Genomic DNA, 13,629 nt, shown 5'->3' with positions numbered 1-13,629 from the left:
AGGTGTTATGGCATATGATTCGACTGCAAGGCATGTACCGGCTTACCTTCCCGGTCACTCCCGGCGAAGTGCAGCTGCGGGGATACGGAAACGATACGGAATCCACAACGACGATTACGCTGTCCACCAAGTCACGGATGGCGGGACGTCGACCGAAGTCCATCTCGTTTGATTTCGTCTTGCCGGGTGACCCTCAGTCTCCCCTCAACGAAGTACCGGGCTACCAGGGACCGAAAGCCTGGCTGGAGGGTCTGGATCGACTGACACCCAAGGAAGTGCTGATTACCATTGACGAACTGGACTTGGCGTGGACGGTACTCATCGGTCCGTGTGAAGGAGCGTACAAGGGGATCAACGGCGATTTCTACGGCAACATTGAACTGCCTCTCTTTGAGAAGGACGAGTTTGTCACCTACACCAACCAGAAGCAGTTGTTGCAACCAGCTGCGGTCGTGGCCAAGCAGACCAAGGCGAGGCCGAACACGACAGGCAAAACGGCCAAGAAAAAAAGCACGTCCAGTCAATCCCTGGTGGCGTCCACCCTTCAACTGACGCAGCGGGAGCGGATCGATCGAAAACTGGCCAGTCTCAACCGTGCGATCGGGACATAAGGGGGCGATTGGATGAGAGTGGTATACGGCAAAGGAGCGGAACGAATCGAGCTGACCGATTCCATCGTGGATCTCTCTTGGTCATCGTCGCGCGGTCAGATCGCCCAGACCTGCGACATCCGCATCCGCAACTCCCCGCTGTTACAAGCAGCGGGTTTTTTGATGCTCTTCTCCGGTGAGGAGCTGATGGAGAGTGAGCAATTCTTTCATGGCCCCATCGTCAACCCCCGGCGGGATGACAAGACGGTTGACTTATCCGCCACAGCCTACGAACTGTCCTGGTACCTGCAGAAGAATGACACTGGGCCGGTTCGCCTGAACGGGGATGCGGGCAAGGAGCTGGAGCGAGTGATCAAGGGTACAGGGATCGCCTTCTCCTGCCCGTCCCTCGGCTTTTCGATCAAGGAGCGCATGGTCTCGCAATCGTATGGGTCGCTGTATACGACCATCATGGAACAAGCCTATGAAAAGACAGGAAAGCGTTACTTCCTCCAGCATCAGCGAGACAAGCTGACCGTCGTGCCGGAAGGAGGGAATCAGAGCATTCCCCTCTTCCGTGCCGATCTGTTGGAAAGCAGCTCGACCGGCAACAGCATCGAGGACGTGTACACGGTGGTCACCGTCGAGCGATATAAAGACGATAAGGTGGCAGGCCGCGTAACCAAGGAAAACGGATCGCTCATCCAGGACATTGGCCGGATGGAAAAGATGGTCGATGCCGGAGAAGACACCAACCTGTCCAGCTTAGCCGACAGGCAATTGAAGGAACTGTCCAAGGTGCCCGTCACCCGGTCGATTACCGTCAAGCACAGCGATCCCAAGGCGGCGATGCTGCGGGCCGGGTGGGCCATCAAGATTCAGGAGAAGGATGGACAAACCATCTCGGATTGGATCGTCACGTCCTGCCGCGGCATGTGGAAGGGCGGCCAGTTCACGATGGATCTGGAGATGGAGAGGAGGTGAGCACAGAGAGATGCAGACCGCGATTGCGAAACTGTTTCAAGGGGCCAGGTCAGGTATTACGGATACACAGCCGGAATTCGGGACCATTCAGTTGCACGCCCCTCTCACGATTAAGCTGGATCGGGACCCGGAACCGTTGGAAGAGGAGGAATGCGTTTTGCTGGAGGATGAGGTGATTCTGTCAGAGGACATTGGCAGGAAAGTCGTGCTTGTCCGCTGTGCGAATGGTCAATATCTGGTGTTGGGGAAGGTGAAGTGAAATGTTTCCACAACTGCAAGACAACCAACTGCTCAAGCAGCAGGATGAACAGACGCCGATCCCCTGGACGTACAAGTTTGACTGGGAAACGAAACAGTTTCGACAGGGGCCAGATGGGCGGTACCTTCGTACGACCAGCTATGCCGAGTACCTGGAGGAGGCGGCTAAAAAGATTCTCAACACTAGACGGTTTCGCTACGCCATCTACTCGGAGCGGTACGGGGTGGACTTCTTATACGAAGTGGGCCGCATGCGGTCGGGTATATCCCTGGCAACCATTAAAACACAGGCCCAGGAAGCGCTGGAGGCCCACAGCGAGATCGAGCGGGCCGAGGTAATGGACATCCGGTTTGAAGGAAACGGCATCATATTCTCGCTTGAAATCGAAGGTGTAAGAGGCACAACCAGAACGGAGGTGGACGCATGGCAGCGATAGAGAAGCCGGAGATGCCGATTTTGCGGGAGACGGCGGATCAGATTTATCAGCGAATGGTGAACCGGCTGGAGGCTTTGGCGCAGGAGCGAGGGGAGACTCTGCCAGCTACAGAGGAAGGGGAGTTTTTCTACGATCTGCTCTACCCGATTGCCGACGAGATCAGCGAGCAGCAGCAGCTGTTGGAATATGCTTTTGTGCAGGGATTCCTGCCTTGGGCGGATGGGGAGTTTTTGGATGCTCACGGTGTGTTTATGGGATTGGAGCGAAACATCGACGAGGCAGATGATCCGTACCGGCAGCGATTGATCGACCGCGCACGGACGGAAGAGGGGGATGGGCGCAGGATTGATTACGAGCAGTGGGCGCGGGCAATTGACGGGGTGGGAGGCGCAGTTGCCATCGAGAAGGCACGACACGATCTATCGATCGACGTGTACATCACGGATAGTACCGGGCAGCCAGCATCTGCGGAGTTAGCGCAGCAGGTGCGGGATCAATTGGAAGAAAAACGAAAGGCCCTGCATGACTTGCAGGTGCTTCCGGCCAATGTCTATCCGGTTTCTGTATCAGTGGCGCTGATCCTTGAGCCAGACGCTGTGATGGAGAAAGTTACTTCGGAGATAACCAATCAAATCAAAACCTACTTGAAAGGGCGTTCCGAGATCGTGTACCAGGTGATTGGATCGCTCTTTTTGGTAGACGGTGTCAAAGACTTCACCAACTACACGTTGAATGGCGGGACTGCCAATCTGACGATCCCCGCTGATGCCGTTGCAACGCTAGAACTGGTGGTGACGACATGATTCCTGAGCGATACCGAGAAATGTTGCCACCCTACTGGTATGAGAACAGGGTGGCTGAGTACTACTTTGAAGGGGTAGCCGTACCCGTCGATGACTATGCCGCTCGTCGGGGAGAGTTGGGACTGCAGTTTTTTCCCCTCTTGGCCACCTATGCACTGGATGTGTGGGACTGGATTTACTTCGGACAGAAGCAGCCTCTTGGGACAGAGGAGCGGCGGAAGAACATCCAGCGGAAACATTGGGCACGGTTGGGGTTTACGCCCAGCGTCCTTCGCGCGATTGGCCTCAGCGCCTCTACGTTGAAAAACGTCCAGATGGTGGAGGACTTTCTCGGAAAGGTCATTCACTACGTTTACCCGATCGAGGATCCGTTCGATACGAAGCACGCCGTTCAGTCAGTAGAGAAGATTCGCCCCGTGCATTGTAACGGCGTTTCCTTTGAGCCAGTGAGCGGCGATCATTTGCAGTTCGTGGACAACGTAGTGGTCGGCATCAAGGAGTACCACATCGTAGCCGAGTTTCGCGTCGGCATGACACCAATTAAACGATATGAGGAGGTGCTGGTATGATGCACAAAGATTACCTGACTCTTGCCAGAAATGACCTCCTCTCACGATTGAACGGCGGCAGCATCCTTATAAACGATTCCGTTTCTGTTCCAGTGCAAGGTGCGGTGATTTCAACCCACCCCATTGTTGGGTTTCAAAACGCGATTGCCCTGCAGGTACAGGCGCTGCATGTAGATTCCGTACCGCTAATCAACAATCTGAAACTGTTGACCTCGGATGGCGTTGTCGTGGCAGAAAAGGTGACTCAGATCGGAATGAACGGCTCGCAGTTTTTGACCTTGACATTCGTTGTGCAGGTGAAAGGAGGGGTATAGGTGCCTTATCAAGCAAAGATCGACTGGAAATACAGTGATCCTGTCACAGAGCAAGACATCAACCGCTGGGAGCAGGGTATCGCAGATGCACATGCACAACTCGCCCAACTCTCCACGGATGTGAACAACCTGAAAACCCGCGTCTACACGCTGGAAGGCATTTTGCCCGAGAACTTCATCCACAACAAGTTTGACGACGACCTGAGCACGGTCGACTCCATCATAGTGATTCGCGGCTACTACAATGCAGCTGAGACGCGGTTGGAGGTATAGGTAATATGCGGATACCTTCGGATAACGGCCATTTTGAGAAGGGAGGGGGAGGAATATGTCGTATACCAAGAAAGTGACTAATATATTAGCCGATACATTTGTAAATGCCGGAAATTCTGGTAATACCGCCGACACTGCATTTGGTGCAACATCGCCGACGATTAATGAAATAGGAAGGTTGAATAGGGCACAATACTCCTATCCATTCTTTAAATTCGATATCTCAGGGGTCAATAACCTTTCTGGAATTACTGATGCGAAGTTAGTAATACCAGTCACGAGAGCATTTGCCTATTTGAGTTACAGCGCTATCTCAGCCAAGGTCTATAGATGGAAAAATGAATGGAATGAAAATACCTTGACATACAATTCATCCGATCTAGCCAATTATAATTTTAATAGAATTGACGATGGCAACGTCGGTACCATAATAACAGGAGATGAATCCGTAGGTAGTCTAGTAAAACTTGATATCCTTAATTCTCTTTTGGCTGCTATTGGAGAAGGTCAGAACATTTTAAACTTTTACATTCATAGCGAATTTGGGGAGACAGGTAATTCATGGGCAGGCATAGAGACTGGTACCAAAGAGAACACTGACGTAAATAAGCGGCCATATCTAGAAATAACCTACTCAAACCAAATTCCCTTGTTAAATGTTAGTTTACCTACCGATAATCAAACATTATCGGAAGGTACTGCATACGACATCGAGGGAAGCGCGACCGACGCAGACAATGGCAACGTGGTGACGGTCAAGTATAAAATCAACAACGGCACAGAAAGGGCGATTGCCTCCGGTGTAAGCGATGGAAGCACGCCTCTTTCTTTTGCAAAGGCGCTGACGTACCAAAACAAACGGCTGTGGGATGGCGCCACGGACGTAACCGGTGTAGATCTGGCCGAGAACACGGCCCACACGTTGCATGTATGGGTTGAGGATGACCAGGGCGGTGTTTCAACCGAAGAGGTCAGGAACTTTACCGTCATCTGGAACCGTCCACCGACCATCAGCGGGGCCAACGAGGATCTGGGAACCATCATGGCGCCGCCTGTCCGGACATACACAGTTACGGATCCAGAAGGAAACCCGTTCATGATCACCGAGAAAATCAACGGAACGGTCATTCGCTCTTTCCCAGGCGTTACTGGCCAGGAAGAGACGGTAACCATTCCGCATGATCGCTGGATCAGGCTTGACTTGGACACGCCACACGAGCTGACCGTGGAGGCTACTGACGACAACGGCCTCACATCTACCCGGACGTTCACTTTCGTGAGAACCGAGACCCACATCGAATTCATGCTCGATTTCGACAACCCTGATGTGGAGGTGCACTTCACGCTGGACGGGATGCCGAAACGGGTGCTCGTGAAGTTGGAACGGTATCTCCCACCGGGCTCAGAAATCGAGTTTGTGCGGGTAACAAACAACGCGATGGATGCGGAGCCTACCTGGGAGGATGCAACGGCAGCTGTAATCGCAGGACGAGGGCATCTCTTTACAAACGAGACGAAAACCGCTGAGAGCTGGCGAATCAACATTTGGGTGAGCATAGCGAAGGGGACAGCAACGGAAAGAGTGTTGCTGAACGGATACGGAGGTGCATTCGACTGATGCGATTCCAGAACGTGAAACCGATCTCGGAGATCCGCGAAGAGGAAAGGCAGAGTCCCGAAGTGAGAATTGCCCAACTGGAAGCCGAAAACACAGCGCTGAGGGCCGAAAATCAAACGCTTCGGGCCGACAGCCTCATGACGATGGAGGCGGTAGCAGAAGTGTATGAGCAGTTACTAGCTTTGAATGGAGGAACTACATGATAGTGCAAATCTACTATACCTTGATCAAGGAAGGACGCAGAACCATAGAACAAGTCCCGGAAAATCTCCGTGCAGATGTTCAAGCCCTCATGGATGCTGAGAACCATGCTTCTTAGCTTCGTGCTATGGATACTTTTTTGGAGAGGGGGTGTCGATATGGTCGCCTTGTACGTCGCCTTGATCATTTACGGTCGTCGAACCTTCGATCAGGTTCCATCTATCCTGCAGCCTGCTGTACAAGCAGAACTGGAGGTGCTTGGCTTGGGTACCGATGGACAACCTTTACCATAAAACATCACAATATTACAGCTCGCCCCGAACCGATCGGGGCTATTTTTGTTGCCTGGAAGGAGGGTGAGCACATGGAACAGACACTATGGAATACGTTGCTGCAGCAGGGGCCGTTCGCGGCCCTTTTTGTTTGGCTGCTATTTTACGTGATGAAGACCAGCAAAGAACGAGAGATGCGCCTGCAAGAGTTGCTCAACAAGTTCAGTGACAAGTATGACGTGGTGATCACGGAACTACGTGAAATCAAAGAAAAGGTGGGGAAGTAGCATGAAGAGCAAAAAGCAAGGAAACATGGTGGTATTGGTGACTGGCTTGCTGGGTGCCGCGAAACTGGTATTGGAGGCGTTTGGCTACAGTGTCATTTCCGATGATCAGATCAACGCGATTGCCAACGGTGTAGCTGCGGCTGCCGCCGTTTTGGCAGCGTTTCTCAACAACTTCAAAGGGGAGAAGGATGGACAGTGAACATCATTCAGGATTTCATTCCGGCCGGCCGCCCAAACCGTCCAGGAACAAAACTGACAGGACCGAAGTACATCACTGTCCACGACACGGCCAACCCAAATGCCGGGGCTGACGCACTAGCGCACGCCCGGTACCTGAAAGGAGACAGCGCTGCGAGTCGGCCTGTCTCCTGGCACTTCACGGTAGACGACACCCGCATTGTGCAGCACCTGCCACTTGATGAGATCGGCTGGCACGCTGGAGACGGCAATGGCCCAGGCAACAGCACATCAATCGGCATCGAGGTATGCGAAAACAGCGACGGCGACCGTTCCAAAGCAGAAGCAAATGCTGCGGAATTGGTCGCTTCTCTTTTGCGGCAGTTTGGACTTGGACCGAATGCCGTAGTCCAACACAGCCACTGGACAGGGAAGAACTGCCCGCATGTGATCCGGTCGCGTCCCGATGGATGGGAAGAGTTCATGGCCAGCGTCCAGCGGCACATGAAAGGTACGCCTATTGCAGGGCAGGCGCAAGCTACCGTACAACAAGCCCAAGAGTGGGCGCGGAACCGCGGGGCATCTCAAGCGTTCATTGACGTGGCTCCAATCTACTGGCGACTTGGGGCGGAGATGGGCATCCGGGCAGAAGTAGCGTATGCGCAAGCGGCCAAGGAAACGGCGTTTGGGCGTTTCGGCGGCGTGGTCACACGCGATCACCACAACTGGTGTGGGCTGAAAACGACCCAAGGCGGAGCCAACAGCGATCCCTACGCACACGCAAAGTTTCCAGACGATGAAACCGGGGTACTGGCGCACCTGCAACATCTGGCACTGTACGCTGGCGTGGAAGTCACAGGCAAGATCGTAGACCCCCGGCACTTCTCGTCCATCGAAGGGACGGCCCCGACGGTGGAGGAGTTGGGCGGAAAGTGGGCACCCGCAGCTGATTACGGGCAGTCGATTGTGAAGGACTATCTGGCGGGCCTGTTGGCCACGAAAGTATCCACACCGCCTGTGGATAATGCTGTGGATAGAGAGGCAGCCGAGAAGGTGATCGGTGTCTTGGGAGCGCTCTGGATCGCCAGCGCAGATAAGAAAGTACAGGATGCTGCACATTATGCGGCTAGTGCGTTGCGGAACGCGGCGGGGATTCCGAGGTAGTGTGTGAAGGCCTTCAGCCAAATCGCTGGAGGCCTCGAAATCAAAAGAAGAAGAGTTAGTTAGCCTTTTCTTGAATGTATTCCGTTATTTCTTCGTTAGATGTTCCTTTAATCTTAAAGTATTCTGTGTGCAATGTATGATCGCTTGATTTCCAAGACACCTTTACATAAACCGTTTCGTAGAGATCAACGAAAGACTGGTCAAGCGCTTGGGGATCAAGGATAAATCCTCTAAACAGTTGTACGCCCTTTATTTCCCCACCTGGTTTAAGTAGAAATCGATCGGGGTATGTATCAATATCAAATATATTGGTGAAAAATACATTACTCGTTTTAAGCTTCAATGCCATGTCAGGATCAAGATGAGCGCTTAACGTAACGTCTTTCATCATCTGTTTCGCTTCATCGACTGTCACTTCGTAGATAATTCGATCCATCTCTTCTTGTTTCAGACTAATGTTTACGGATATATTGTATGAAGTTGGCAAGGTTGATGAAAAGCTTGACGTTTTTATTTTATCTTCAATGTCGGAAAGTTCCTTGTTGTGTAAATCCATTGGCTCGTTACCTCTAGTAGAGTGATCTTTGTCCACACTACAACCTGTGATCGCCGATAACAAAATGATCAAAATGATCATTATCAAGCAAGTGAACAGTCTTTTCACGGAAGTCCTCCTGATATAAAGAGACCTGTGGAAACCACAGGTCCATGATATTTAATAGCCAGTCTCAACAACCCAATATCTTTTGTACTTCCAAAACATCAGACCTTACCGCCGGAACTTCTCCTATAAAGATTAAAACCCCTTCCTCGGAATCATCACATGAGCAAGGGGCACACTCGTTCAAAGGCCAGCCTACCGGCGTTCGGATAATTCCATGATACAAAAAATGGCTCTGTTACACAAGCGAACAAAATTGGCTATGTACGCAGTCTGGGTGATTTTCTGATGCGGATGGCTTATCACGAAGCCGTGCATACCGGATAGATGCTTCAGTACATGCGGATGATTCCCATTCCGCGGTCGATGATCAGGGATTAACGGCTTACTGGTGAAAATCTTTGGCGTTTATTGTTTTTCCCTGCAAGGCGAACGTAGCCGTAGGTGGTGCCATGCAGGTGCTCTGGGAGATTGACAGAGAGGAATATATTGAGTGACACCTCAGCAGACCAGAATTGCGTTGCTGAGGCGTTGCTGTTTGGGTTTAGTCAATTAGCAAGAAAGATGACGTGTTTGTAGCGAACTAGATTGATTTGTCAGACATCGAAAAGTATAGCTGGATACGAAAAGACCAAGAGATAACTCTACAGGTAGCAACTAGCGGCTACTCTGTGAGCTCGATTACAAGGACTTTGCCCTTGTAATTTCGGTTGCAAAATTCCAATGATTTAGGTAATATGGTTGCAACAACATTTGTCAAGAGGTGTTTGCCGGTGAAGGTAGTAGTTCCTGAAATTGCGGAGGATTTTATCAACCAACAAATTCCGCTTAAAGTTCGAGCGAGTATTGTTCCAATCATCCGTAGTAGCTATTCGCTTGCTTATCAGGCAGTACATAATTCTGACTTCTTGAACTGGGAAATTGGCCATGCTCATGTTGGTTATCTTAAACCTATAGCTATTCAATTCATGTTTAAGAAAGCCATCGATGAAGGAAAACTTAATCTTCAATATCGTTTAAGTTACAACAAGAATAAGACTGCGCGACACCTTGAATTACTGACGAATCGAGCGATTATTACCATCAGTCAAACTCGTAGCCCTAATCGTATAGCAAGACCAGCTTTTTTTCGCAAGAAGTATCAGGAACTGAATCTGAATCAGTTGTTTATCGACTATTTCGGCGAAGTGAATCAATATAACATTCTACAAGAGAAAAGATATTTACTCCTTACCCATGGGTATGGAAATGTGGAACCGGATTTTATCATGCTTGGTATCCCGGGTAAGAAGGAATGGATTGACCGTATCAACTTGCTAAAAGAAAAGCATTTGGTGCAAAATAATGATATTCAGATCGAAGATGATGCCAACATGGAGGAACGCTTAGTCAGTTTTAAGCGTTTTGTTCAAGGAGTGCAAAATGAGTGAAGAACAGGAAGCAATTTTCTAGCTTCGTTCCAGAAAGGTTGAAAGAAGGTCGCGAGGCCAGGGGATTAACCTTAGTGGAATTGGCTGAGAAAATTGGAGTCACGCACCAAGCTGTATCGAAATATGAAAAGGGAAAAGCAGTGCCCGCACATAATGTTTTAGATAGAATAACATACGTATTAAATCTTCCCCTTTCATTCTTTCTAAGGCCCATCGAAGAAAAAAGGGATGGGATTGTTTACTTCAGATCAATAGCGGCAGCTTCAGTAAAATCTAAAAAGATACATCAAACAAAAATAAACTGGCTTAGAGATGTGCATTGTTATCTGGAGAGTATATTAGACTTCCCAGCATTAGATATACCTAAGGTTAACACTACGTCTCATTTTGTGGAAACCAATTTCAATGATATTGATGATATTGCGTTAGAGGTCAGAAGGCGTTGGGGATTAGGAAACGGTCCTATCACCAACCTTATTCGGTTGTTGGAGAAAAAAGGGGTCATCATTGCTCGAGCACGCTTGATGAACTACAAAATTGATGCGTGTTCTCTATGGAATGAGGGAGAACGACCATATATCTTACTGGGAAACGATGAACAATCCGCTGTTCGCTCAAGATTTAATTTGGCCCATGAGTTAGGGCATCTGATTCTTCACTCCTCGATAACATTAGAGGAGTTCAAGAAAAAAGAAAACTACAAACGGATGGAAAAGGAAGCTCATCGGTTTGCTTCAGCATTCCTGCTTCCTTATAACTCTTTCCCCCAGGAAATATTCTCGAGTTCGCTGGATCATTTTATATCACTGAAAAAACGATGGAATGTCTCAATAGGTGCTATGATTTATCGTGCGGAAGAATTGGGGATCATTAGTGACTATCAAGCCCTCTATCTACGAAAAAAGATGAATGCACTAGGAATGACGAAAAGGGAACCATTAGATGCTGAAACGCCCTTAGAAGAACCTATTGCATTGAAACAAGCCATAGAATTATTGCTTGAGCACAATGTGAAAGGTAAGTCAGATCTCGTGTCGGAAATTGGATTGTCTGCCAAGGAGATTGAAGAAGTAGCCAATTTCCCTGATGGTTACTTAACCGAACGAGAAACAGGACCATCTGCTAAGATCATTCATTTGAGACCCAGATAATTTTTACTAAAGGATGATCCAGGTGATTGAATACAAAAGAGGAAACCTTCTTGAAGCAGATGTGGAAGCGCTGGTCAATACGGTCAACTGTGTCGGGGTTATGGGTAAGGGGATTGCTTTACAATTTAAGCAGGCCTTCCCCGATAATTTCACCGAATATGTGAAGGCGTGCAGGGTTGGTGGCGTGCAACCCGGCAAGATGCTTACCGTCATGACCGGTTTTTTGTGGAATCCCAAGTACATCATCAATTTTCCGACAAAAAGGCACTGGAAAGAGGCATCCAGGCTAGAGGATATCGATGCAGGGTTAACAGCACTGGTTCAAGAAGTGAAGACCCTCAACATTAAATCAATCGCGATTCCTCCTTTGGGATGCGGCAATGGCGGACTTGATTGGAATGTAGTGCGTCCGAGAATCGAAAATGCGTTTGCGCCACTTTCAGATGTATATGTTGAGCTGTATGTACCCTCCGGGAGTCCTGCACCTGACGCCATGAAGATCGGCACAAAAAAACCAAGAATGACTAAAGCTCGCGCTCTGTTTCTCTCACTTATGAAGGAGTACGCTTTGCCAGGGTATCGCCTGTCCCTGCTGGAGATTCAGAAACTGGCTTATTTTTTGCAAGAAGTGGGGGAAGAATTAAGACTAAAATTTGTGCGGTTCTACTACGGCCCCTATGCGGAAAATTTGAATCACGTCCTCCAAGCATTAGAAGGGCATTATATTCGAGGGTATGGTGACAGAAGCAAGGATGCGGAAATATACGTACTTCCCCATGCGGCGGAAGAGGCTAAGGACTTTCTGGCGAATGAAGGAGAGTCCCTGCGAAGACTGGATCACGTAAAGGAAATCATTAGAGGATTTGAAACCCCATACGGCATGGAATTATTGGCGACGGTTCACTGGGTGGTGAAAGAAAAGCCGGGGATTGCTGACTCTCCAGACAAGGTCGTTTACGAAGTTCATCAATGGAGTCCCCGCAAAAAGCGGACTTTTACAGAGAGCCACATAAAAAAAGCCCTTGAGCATCTTAGAAAGGCTGATGTTATGCCCACAACAGACTGACACCAAGGTTTGCCCGTCTCTCATCTAGAGGCGGGTCATTTTTTTGGATAAGGCCAATTATTCTCCATACCTCCCCCTGACAAAGCATCAGAGAAGCTGTACTTGGGATAGCCCCGAAACCGTTCTTAGCGGTGGATGAACAGCGAATATGCAATATCGAATCCAGGAATGACTACGCCGTCACCGTGTAGCATTGCTCCCGTTGGGGGATACGGTCGATGTGGGGCTGCCACAAATAAGCAGATCAAAGTGGTCAATGATGACTTTGAATGGATTGATGTGAGCGAATTGTGTCATTTGGAAAGCAGAGTAAAGGGCATCATTTCCATTATTGGAATACCTGGACTTGACTAAAGCACAGAAAACAGGCACCATTCAATCGTGTAACGGTTGCCTGTTTTTGTGCTCCAATATATCTAATGTGTATCAGGGGTGCTATTATGACTTTGCAAATAAAACGGATGGACTCGATAAAAATAGTGGGGGTTTTGTGCGACAAGAAAACTGAGGTTGACCAATATTGTTATCAGCAGTTAAGTATAAACAACACTGTAGATAATGATACAGTTTATAAAATCCATGACGAATATTACTACATGATCGGAAAACAAGTATCCCATGTGGATGGAGTAGAGCAAGGTTTAAAAGAAATAACAATTCCAACTGGAGAGTATGCGGTTTTTCCAAAAGAGCAGATCAGTGAAATAGAACAGACCGACTCCTATGCGACCATTGGATATTGGTTTGAAGTGCACCATTTTCAAGAGGGTATAAAAAAGCGGGTTGACCTCTATGTTCCTATAAAAGATTACGAATTACGTATAAATCTGCTACCAAGCCTCTCCCGGGAAGAATCGTTACGCTTAAGAAAAAAATATATTCGTACTTTTTGTAATTTGGAAGAGCAAAAGAAAAAGAGCTATTATCAAGACTATCTCCAAGGGTATGGGTACCTTTGGGATGTATTAAAATCAGGTTTTGCGGTTGTTTGTTTTGAAGACGTAAAGTATGGCATGGATCTTAACCAGGAGGTTTTCTTTTTTTGGGATGGTACGTCACCGTTTACATATACAATGGGTAGAACGTATATTTTTAAAATGCCGTTTCAAGAATTAATGAATAAATTAACGGATTTTCCTTCTGATTTATACATTTTTGACTCCAGCTTGGATTGGACAGTCGTTTCCACACATGAAACTTTAAATGAAGAAGGATGGAATTGGTTAAAAATTGGTGATGCTAAGAATGCTAAGTTTAATATTGATCGTTTAAACCGACCAGAGTAAATTGTGATATGATTCTCAAGTGTATTATCGGACAATCGGACAATACATCAACTGTACTAGTTTGGTAATGTTTATGCTTGTTTTGTTA

Annotated in this window: 20 protein-coding genes; 19 read left to right on the top strand and 1 reads right to left on the bottom strand. The window is 48.5% G+C overall.

Annotated elements, in window-relative coordinates:
* Window positions 1-14 precede the first annotated feature (14 nt).
* The 15 genes from LOK74_RS19080 to LOK74_RS24425 all read left to right on the top strand — a co-directional run bounded on the left by LOK74_RS19080 (window position 15) and on the right by LOK74_RS24425 (window position 7,947).
* Window positions 15-611 (top strand): hypothetical protein, encoded by a 597-nt coding sequence (locus LOK74_RS19080; RefSeq protein WP_230043580.1) that lies wholly within the window; start codon window positions 15-17, stop codon window positions 609-611.
* Window positions 612-623: 12 nt separating this feature from the next.
* Window positions 624-1,574, top strand: coding sequence for an XkdQ/YqbQ family protein (locus tag LOK74_RS19075; protein WP_230043579.1), 951 nt, complete (start codon window positions 624-626; stop codon window positions 1,572-1,574).
* A 10-nt stretch (window positions 1,575-1,584) separates the two neighbouring features.
* The gene (locus tag LOK74_RS19070; protein WP_230043578.1) at window positions 1,585-1,833 is read left to right on the top strand and encodes a hypothetical protein; all 249 of its coding nucleotides are present in this window, start codon (window positions 1,585-1,587) and stop codon (window positions 1,831-1,833) included.
* Between the two features lies 1 nt (window position 1,834).
* Window positions 1,835-2,269, top strand: coding sequence for a DUF2634 domain-containing protein (locus tag LOK74_RS19065; protein WP_230043577.1), 435 nt, complete (start codon window positions 1,835-1,837; stop codon window positions 2,267-2,269).
* Window positions 2,257-3,072 carry a baseplate J/gp47 family protein gene (locus tag LOK74_RS19060; protein ID WP_230043576.1) on the top strand — a complete coding sequence of 272 codons (816 nt, stop codon included), beginning with the start codon at window positions 2,257-2,259 and terminating at the stop codon, window positions 3,070-3,072. The genes LOK74_RS19065 and LOK74_RS19060 overlap by 13 nt, the downstream gene beginning before the upstream one ends.
* Window positions 3,069-3,641, top strand: a complete 573-nt coding sequence (locus LOK74_RS19055) for a YmfQ family protein (RefSeq protein WP_230043575.1) — start codon at window positions 3,069-3,071, stop codon at window positions 3,639-3,641. The genes LOK74_RS19060 and LOK74_RS19055 overlap by 4 nt, the downstream gene beginning before the upstream one ends.
* Window positions 3,638-3,955 carry a hypothetical protein gene (locus tag LOK74_RS19050; protein WP_230043574.1) on the top strand — a complete coding sequence of 106 codons (318 nt, stop codon included), beginning with the start codon at window positions 3,638-3,640 and terminating at the stop codon, window positions 3,953-3,955. Before LOK74_RS19055 ends, LOK74_RS19050 begins: the two co-directional genes overlap by 4 nt.
* The gene (locus tag LOK74_RS19045; RefSeq protein WP_230043573.1) at window positions 3,956-4,228 is read left to right on the top strand and encodes a hypothetical protein; all 273 of its coding nucleotides are present in this window, start codon (window positions 3,956-3,958) and stop codon (window positions 4,226-4,228) included.
* Between the two features lie 55 nt (window positions 4,229-4,283).
* On the top strand, window positions 4,284-5,846 hold the full coding sequence (locus tag LOK74_RS19040; RefSeq protein WP_230043572.1) for a DNRLRE domain-containing protein: 1,563 nt from the start codon (window positions 4,284-4,286) through the stop codon (window positions 5,844-5,846).
* The gene (locus LOK74_RS19035; protein ID WP_230043571.1) at window positions 5,846-6,049 is read left to right on the top strand and encodes a hypothetical protein; all 204 of its coding nucleotides are present in this window, start codon (window positions 5,846-5,848) and stop codon (window positions 6,047-6,049) included. Before LOK74_RS19040 ends, LOK74_RS19035 begins: the two co-directional genes overlap by 1 nt.
* Window positions 6,046-6,165, top strand: a complete 120-nt coding sequence (locus LOK74_RS19030; protein WP_230043570.1) for a CD1375 family protein — start codon at window positions 6,046-6,048, stop codon at window positions 6,163-6,165. The genes LOK74_RS19035 and LOK74_RS19030 overlap by 4 nt, the downstream gene beginning before the upstream one ends.
* A gap of 40 nt (window positions 6,166-6,205) precedes the next feature.
* Window positions 6,206-6,340, top strand: a complete 135-nt coding sequence (locus LOK74_RS24110; RefSeq protein ID WP_255679465.1) for a CD1375 family protein — start codon at window positions 6,206-6,208, stop codon at window positions 6,338-6,340.
* Between the two features lie 71 nt (window positions 6,341-6,411).
* Entirely contained in the window at window positions 6,412-6,606 is a 195-nt protein-coding gene (locus LOK74_RS19025) for a BhlA/UviB family holin-like peptide (protein ID WP_230043569.1), read from the top strand.
* Between the two features lies 1 nt (window position 6,607).
* Entirely contained in the window at window positions 6,608-6,805 is a 198-nt protein-coding gene (locus LOK74_RS19020; RefSeq protein ID WP_230043568.1) for a hypothetical protein, read from the top strand.
* Window positions 6,802-7,947, top strand: a complete 1,146-nt coding sequence (locus LOK74_RS24425; protein ID WP_230043567.1) for an N-acetylmuramoyl-L-alanine amidase — start codon at window positions 6,802-6,804, stop codon at window positions 7,945-7,947. Before LOK74_RS19020 ends, LOK74_RS24425 begins: the two co-directional genes overlap by 4 nt.
* Before the next feature lie 55 nt (window positions 7,948-8,002).
* Here LOK74_RS24425 and LOK74_RS19010 read toward each other — a convergent pair whose 3' ends face one another.
* Window positions 8,003-8,611, bottom strand: coding sequence for a hypothetical protein (locus tag LOK74_RS19010; protein ID WP_230043566.1), 609 nt, complete (start codon window positions 8,609-8,611; stop codon window positions 8,003-8,005).
* A 770-nt stretch (window positions 8,612-9,381) separates the two neighbouring features.
* Here LOK74_RS19010 and LOK74_RS19005 point away from each other — a divergent pair.
* From LOK74_RS19005 to LOK74_RS18990, 4 genes are all read left to right on the top strand, one after another.
* Window positions 9,382-10,038: a hypothetical protein gene (locus LOK74_RS19005; RefSeq protein WP_230043565.1), complete on the top strand. Its 657-nt coding sequence runs from the start codon at window positions 9,382-9,384 to the stop codon at window positions 10,036-10,038.
* Window positions 10,035-11,189: a helix-turn-helix domain-containing protein gene (locus tag LOK74_RS19000; protein ID WP_230043564.1), complete on the top strand. Its 1,155-nt coding sequence runs from the start codon at window positions 10,035-10,037 to the stop codon at window positions 11,187-11,189. Before LOK74_RS19005 ends, LOK74_RS19000 begins: the two co-directional genes overlap by 4 nt.
* 22 nt (window positions 11,190-11,211) lie before the next feature.
* On the top strand, window positions 11,212-12,255 hold the full coding sequence (darG, locus tag LOK74_RS18995; RefSeq protein ID WP_230043563.1) for a type II toxin-antitoxin system antitoxin DNA ADP-ribosyl glycohydrolase DarG: 1,044 nt from the start codon (window positions 11,212-11,214) through the stop codon (window positions 12,253-12,255).
* Between the two features lie 440 nt (window positions 12,256-12,695).
* Window positions 12,696-13,541, top strand: a complete 846-nt coding sequence (locus tag LOK74_RS18990) for a DUF4275 family protein (protein ID WP_230043562.1) — start codon at window positions 12,696-12,698, stop codon at window positions 13,539-13,541.
* Window positions 13,542-13,629 lie beyond the last annotated feature (88 nt).

It is taken from the genome of Brevibacillus humidisoli (genome assembly GCF_020923435.1).
GTDB lineage: Bacteria > Bacillota > Bacilli > Brevibacillales > Brevibacillaceae > Brevibacillus_E > Brevibacillus_E humidisoli.
This window is presented reverse-complemented; position numbering and strand designations above follow the sequence as displayed.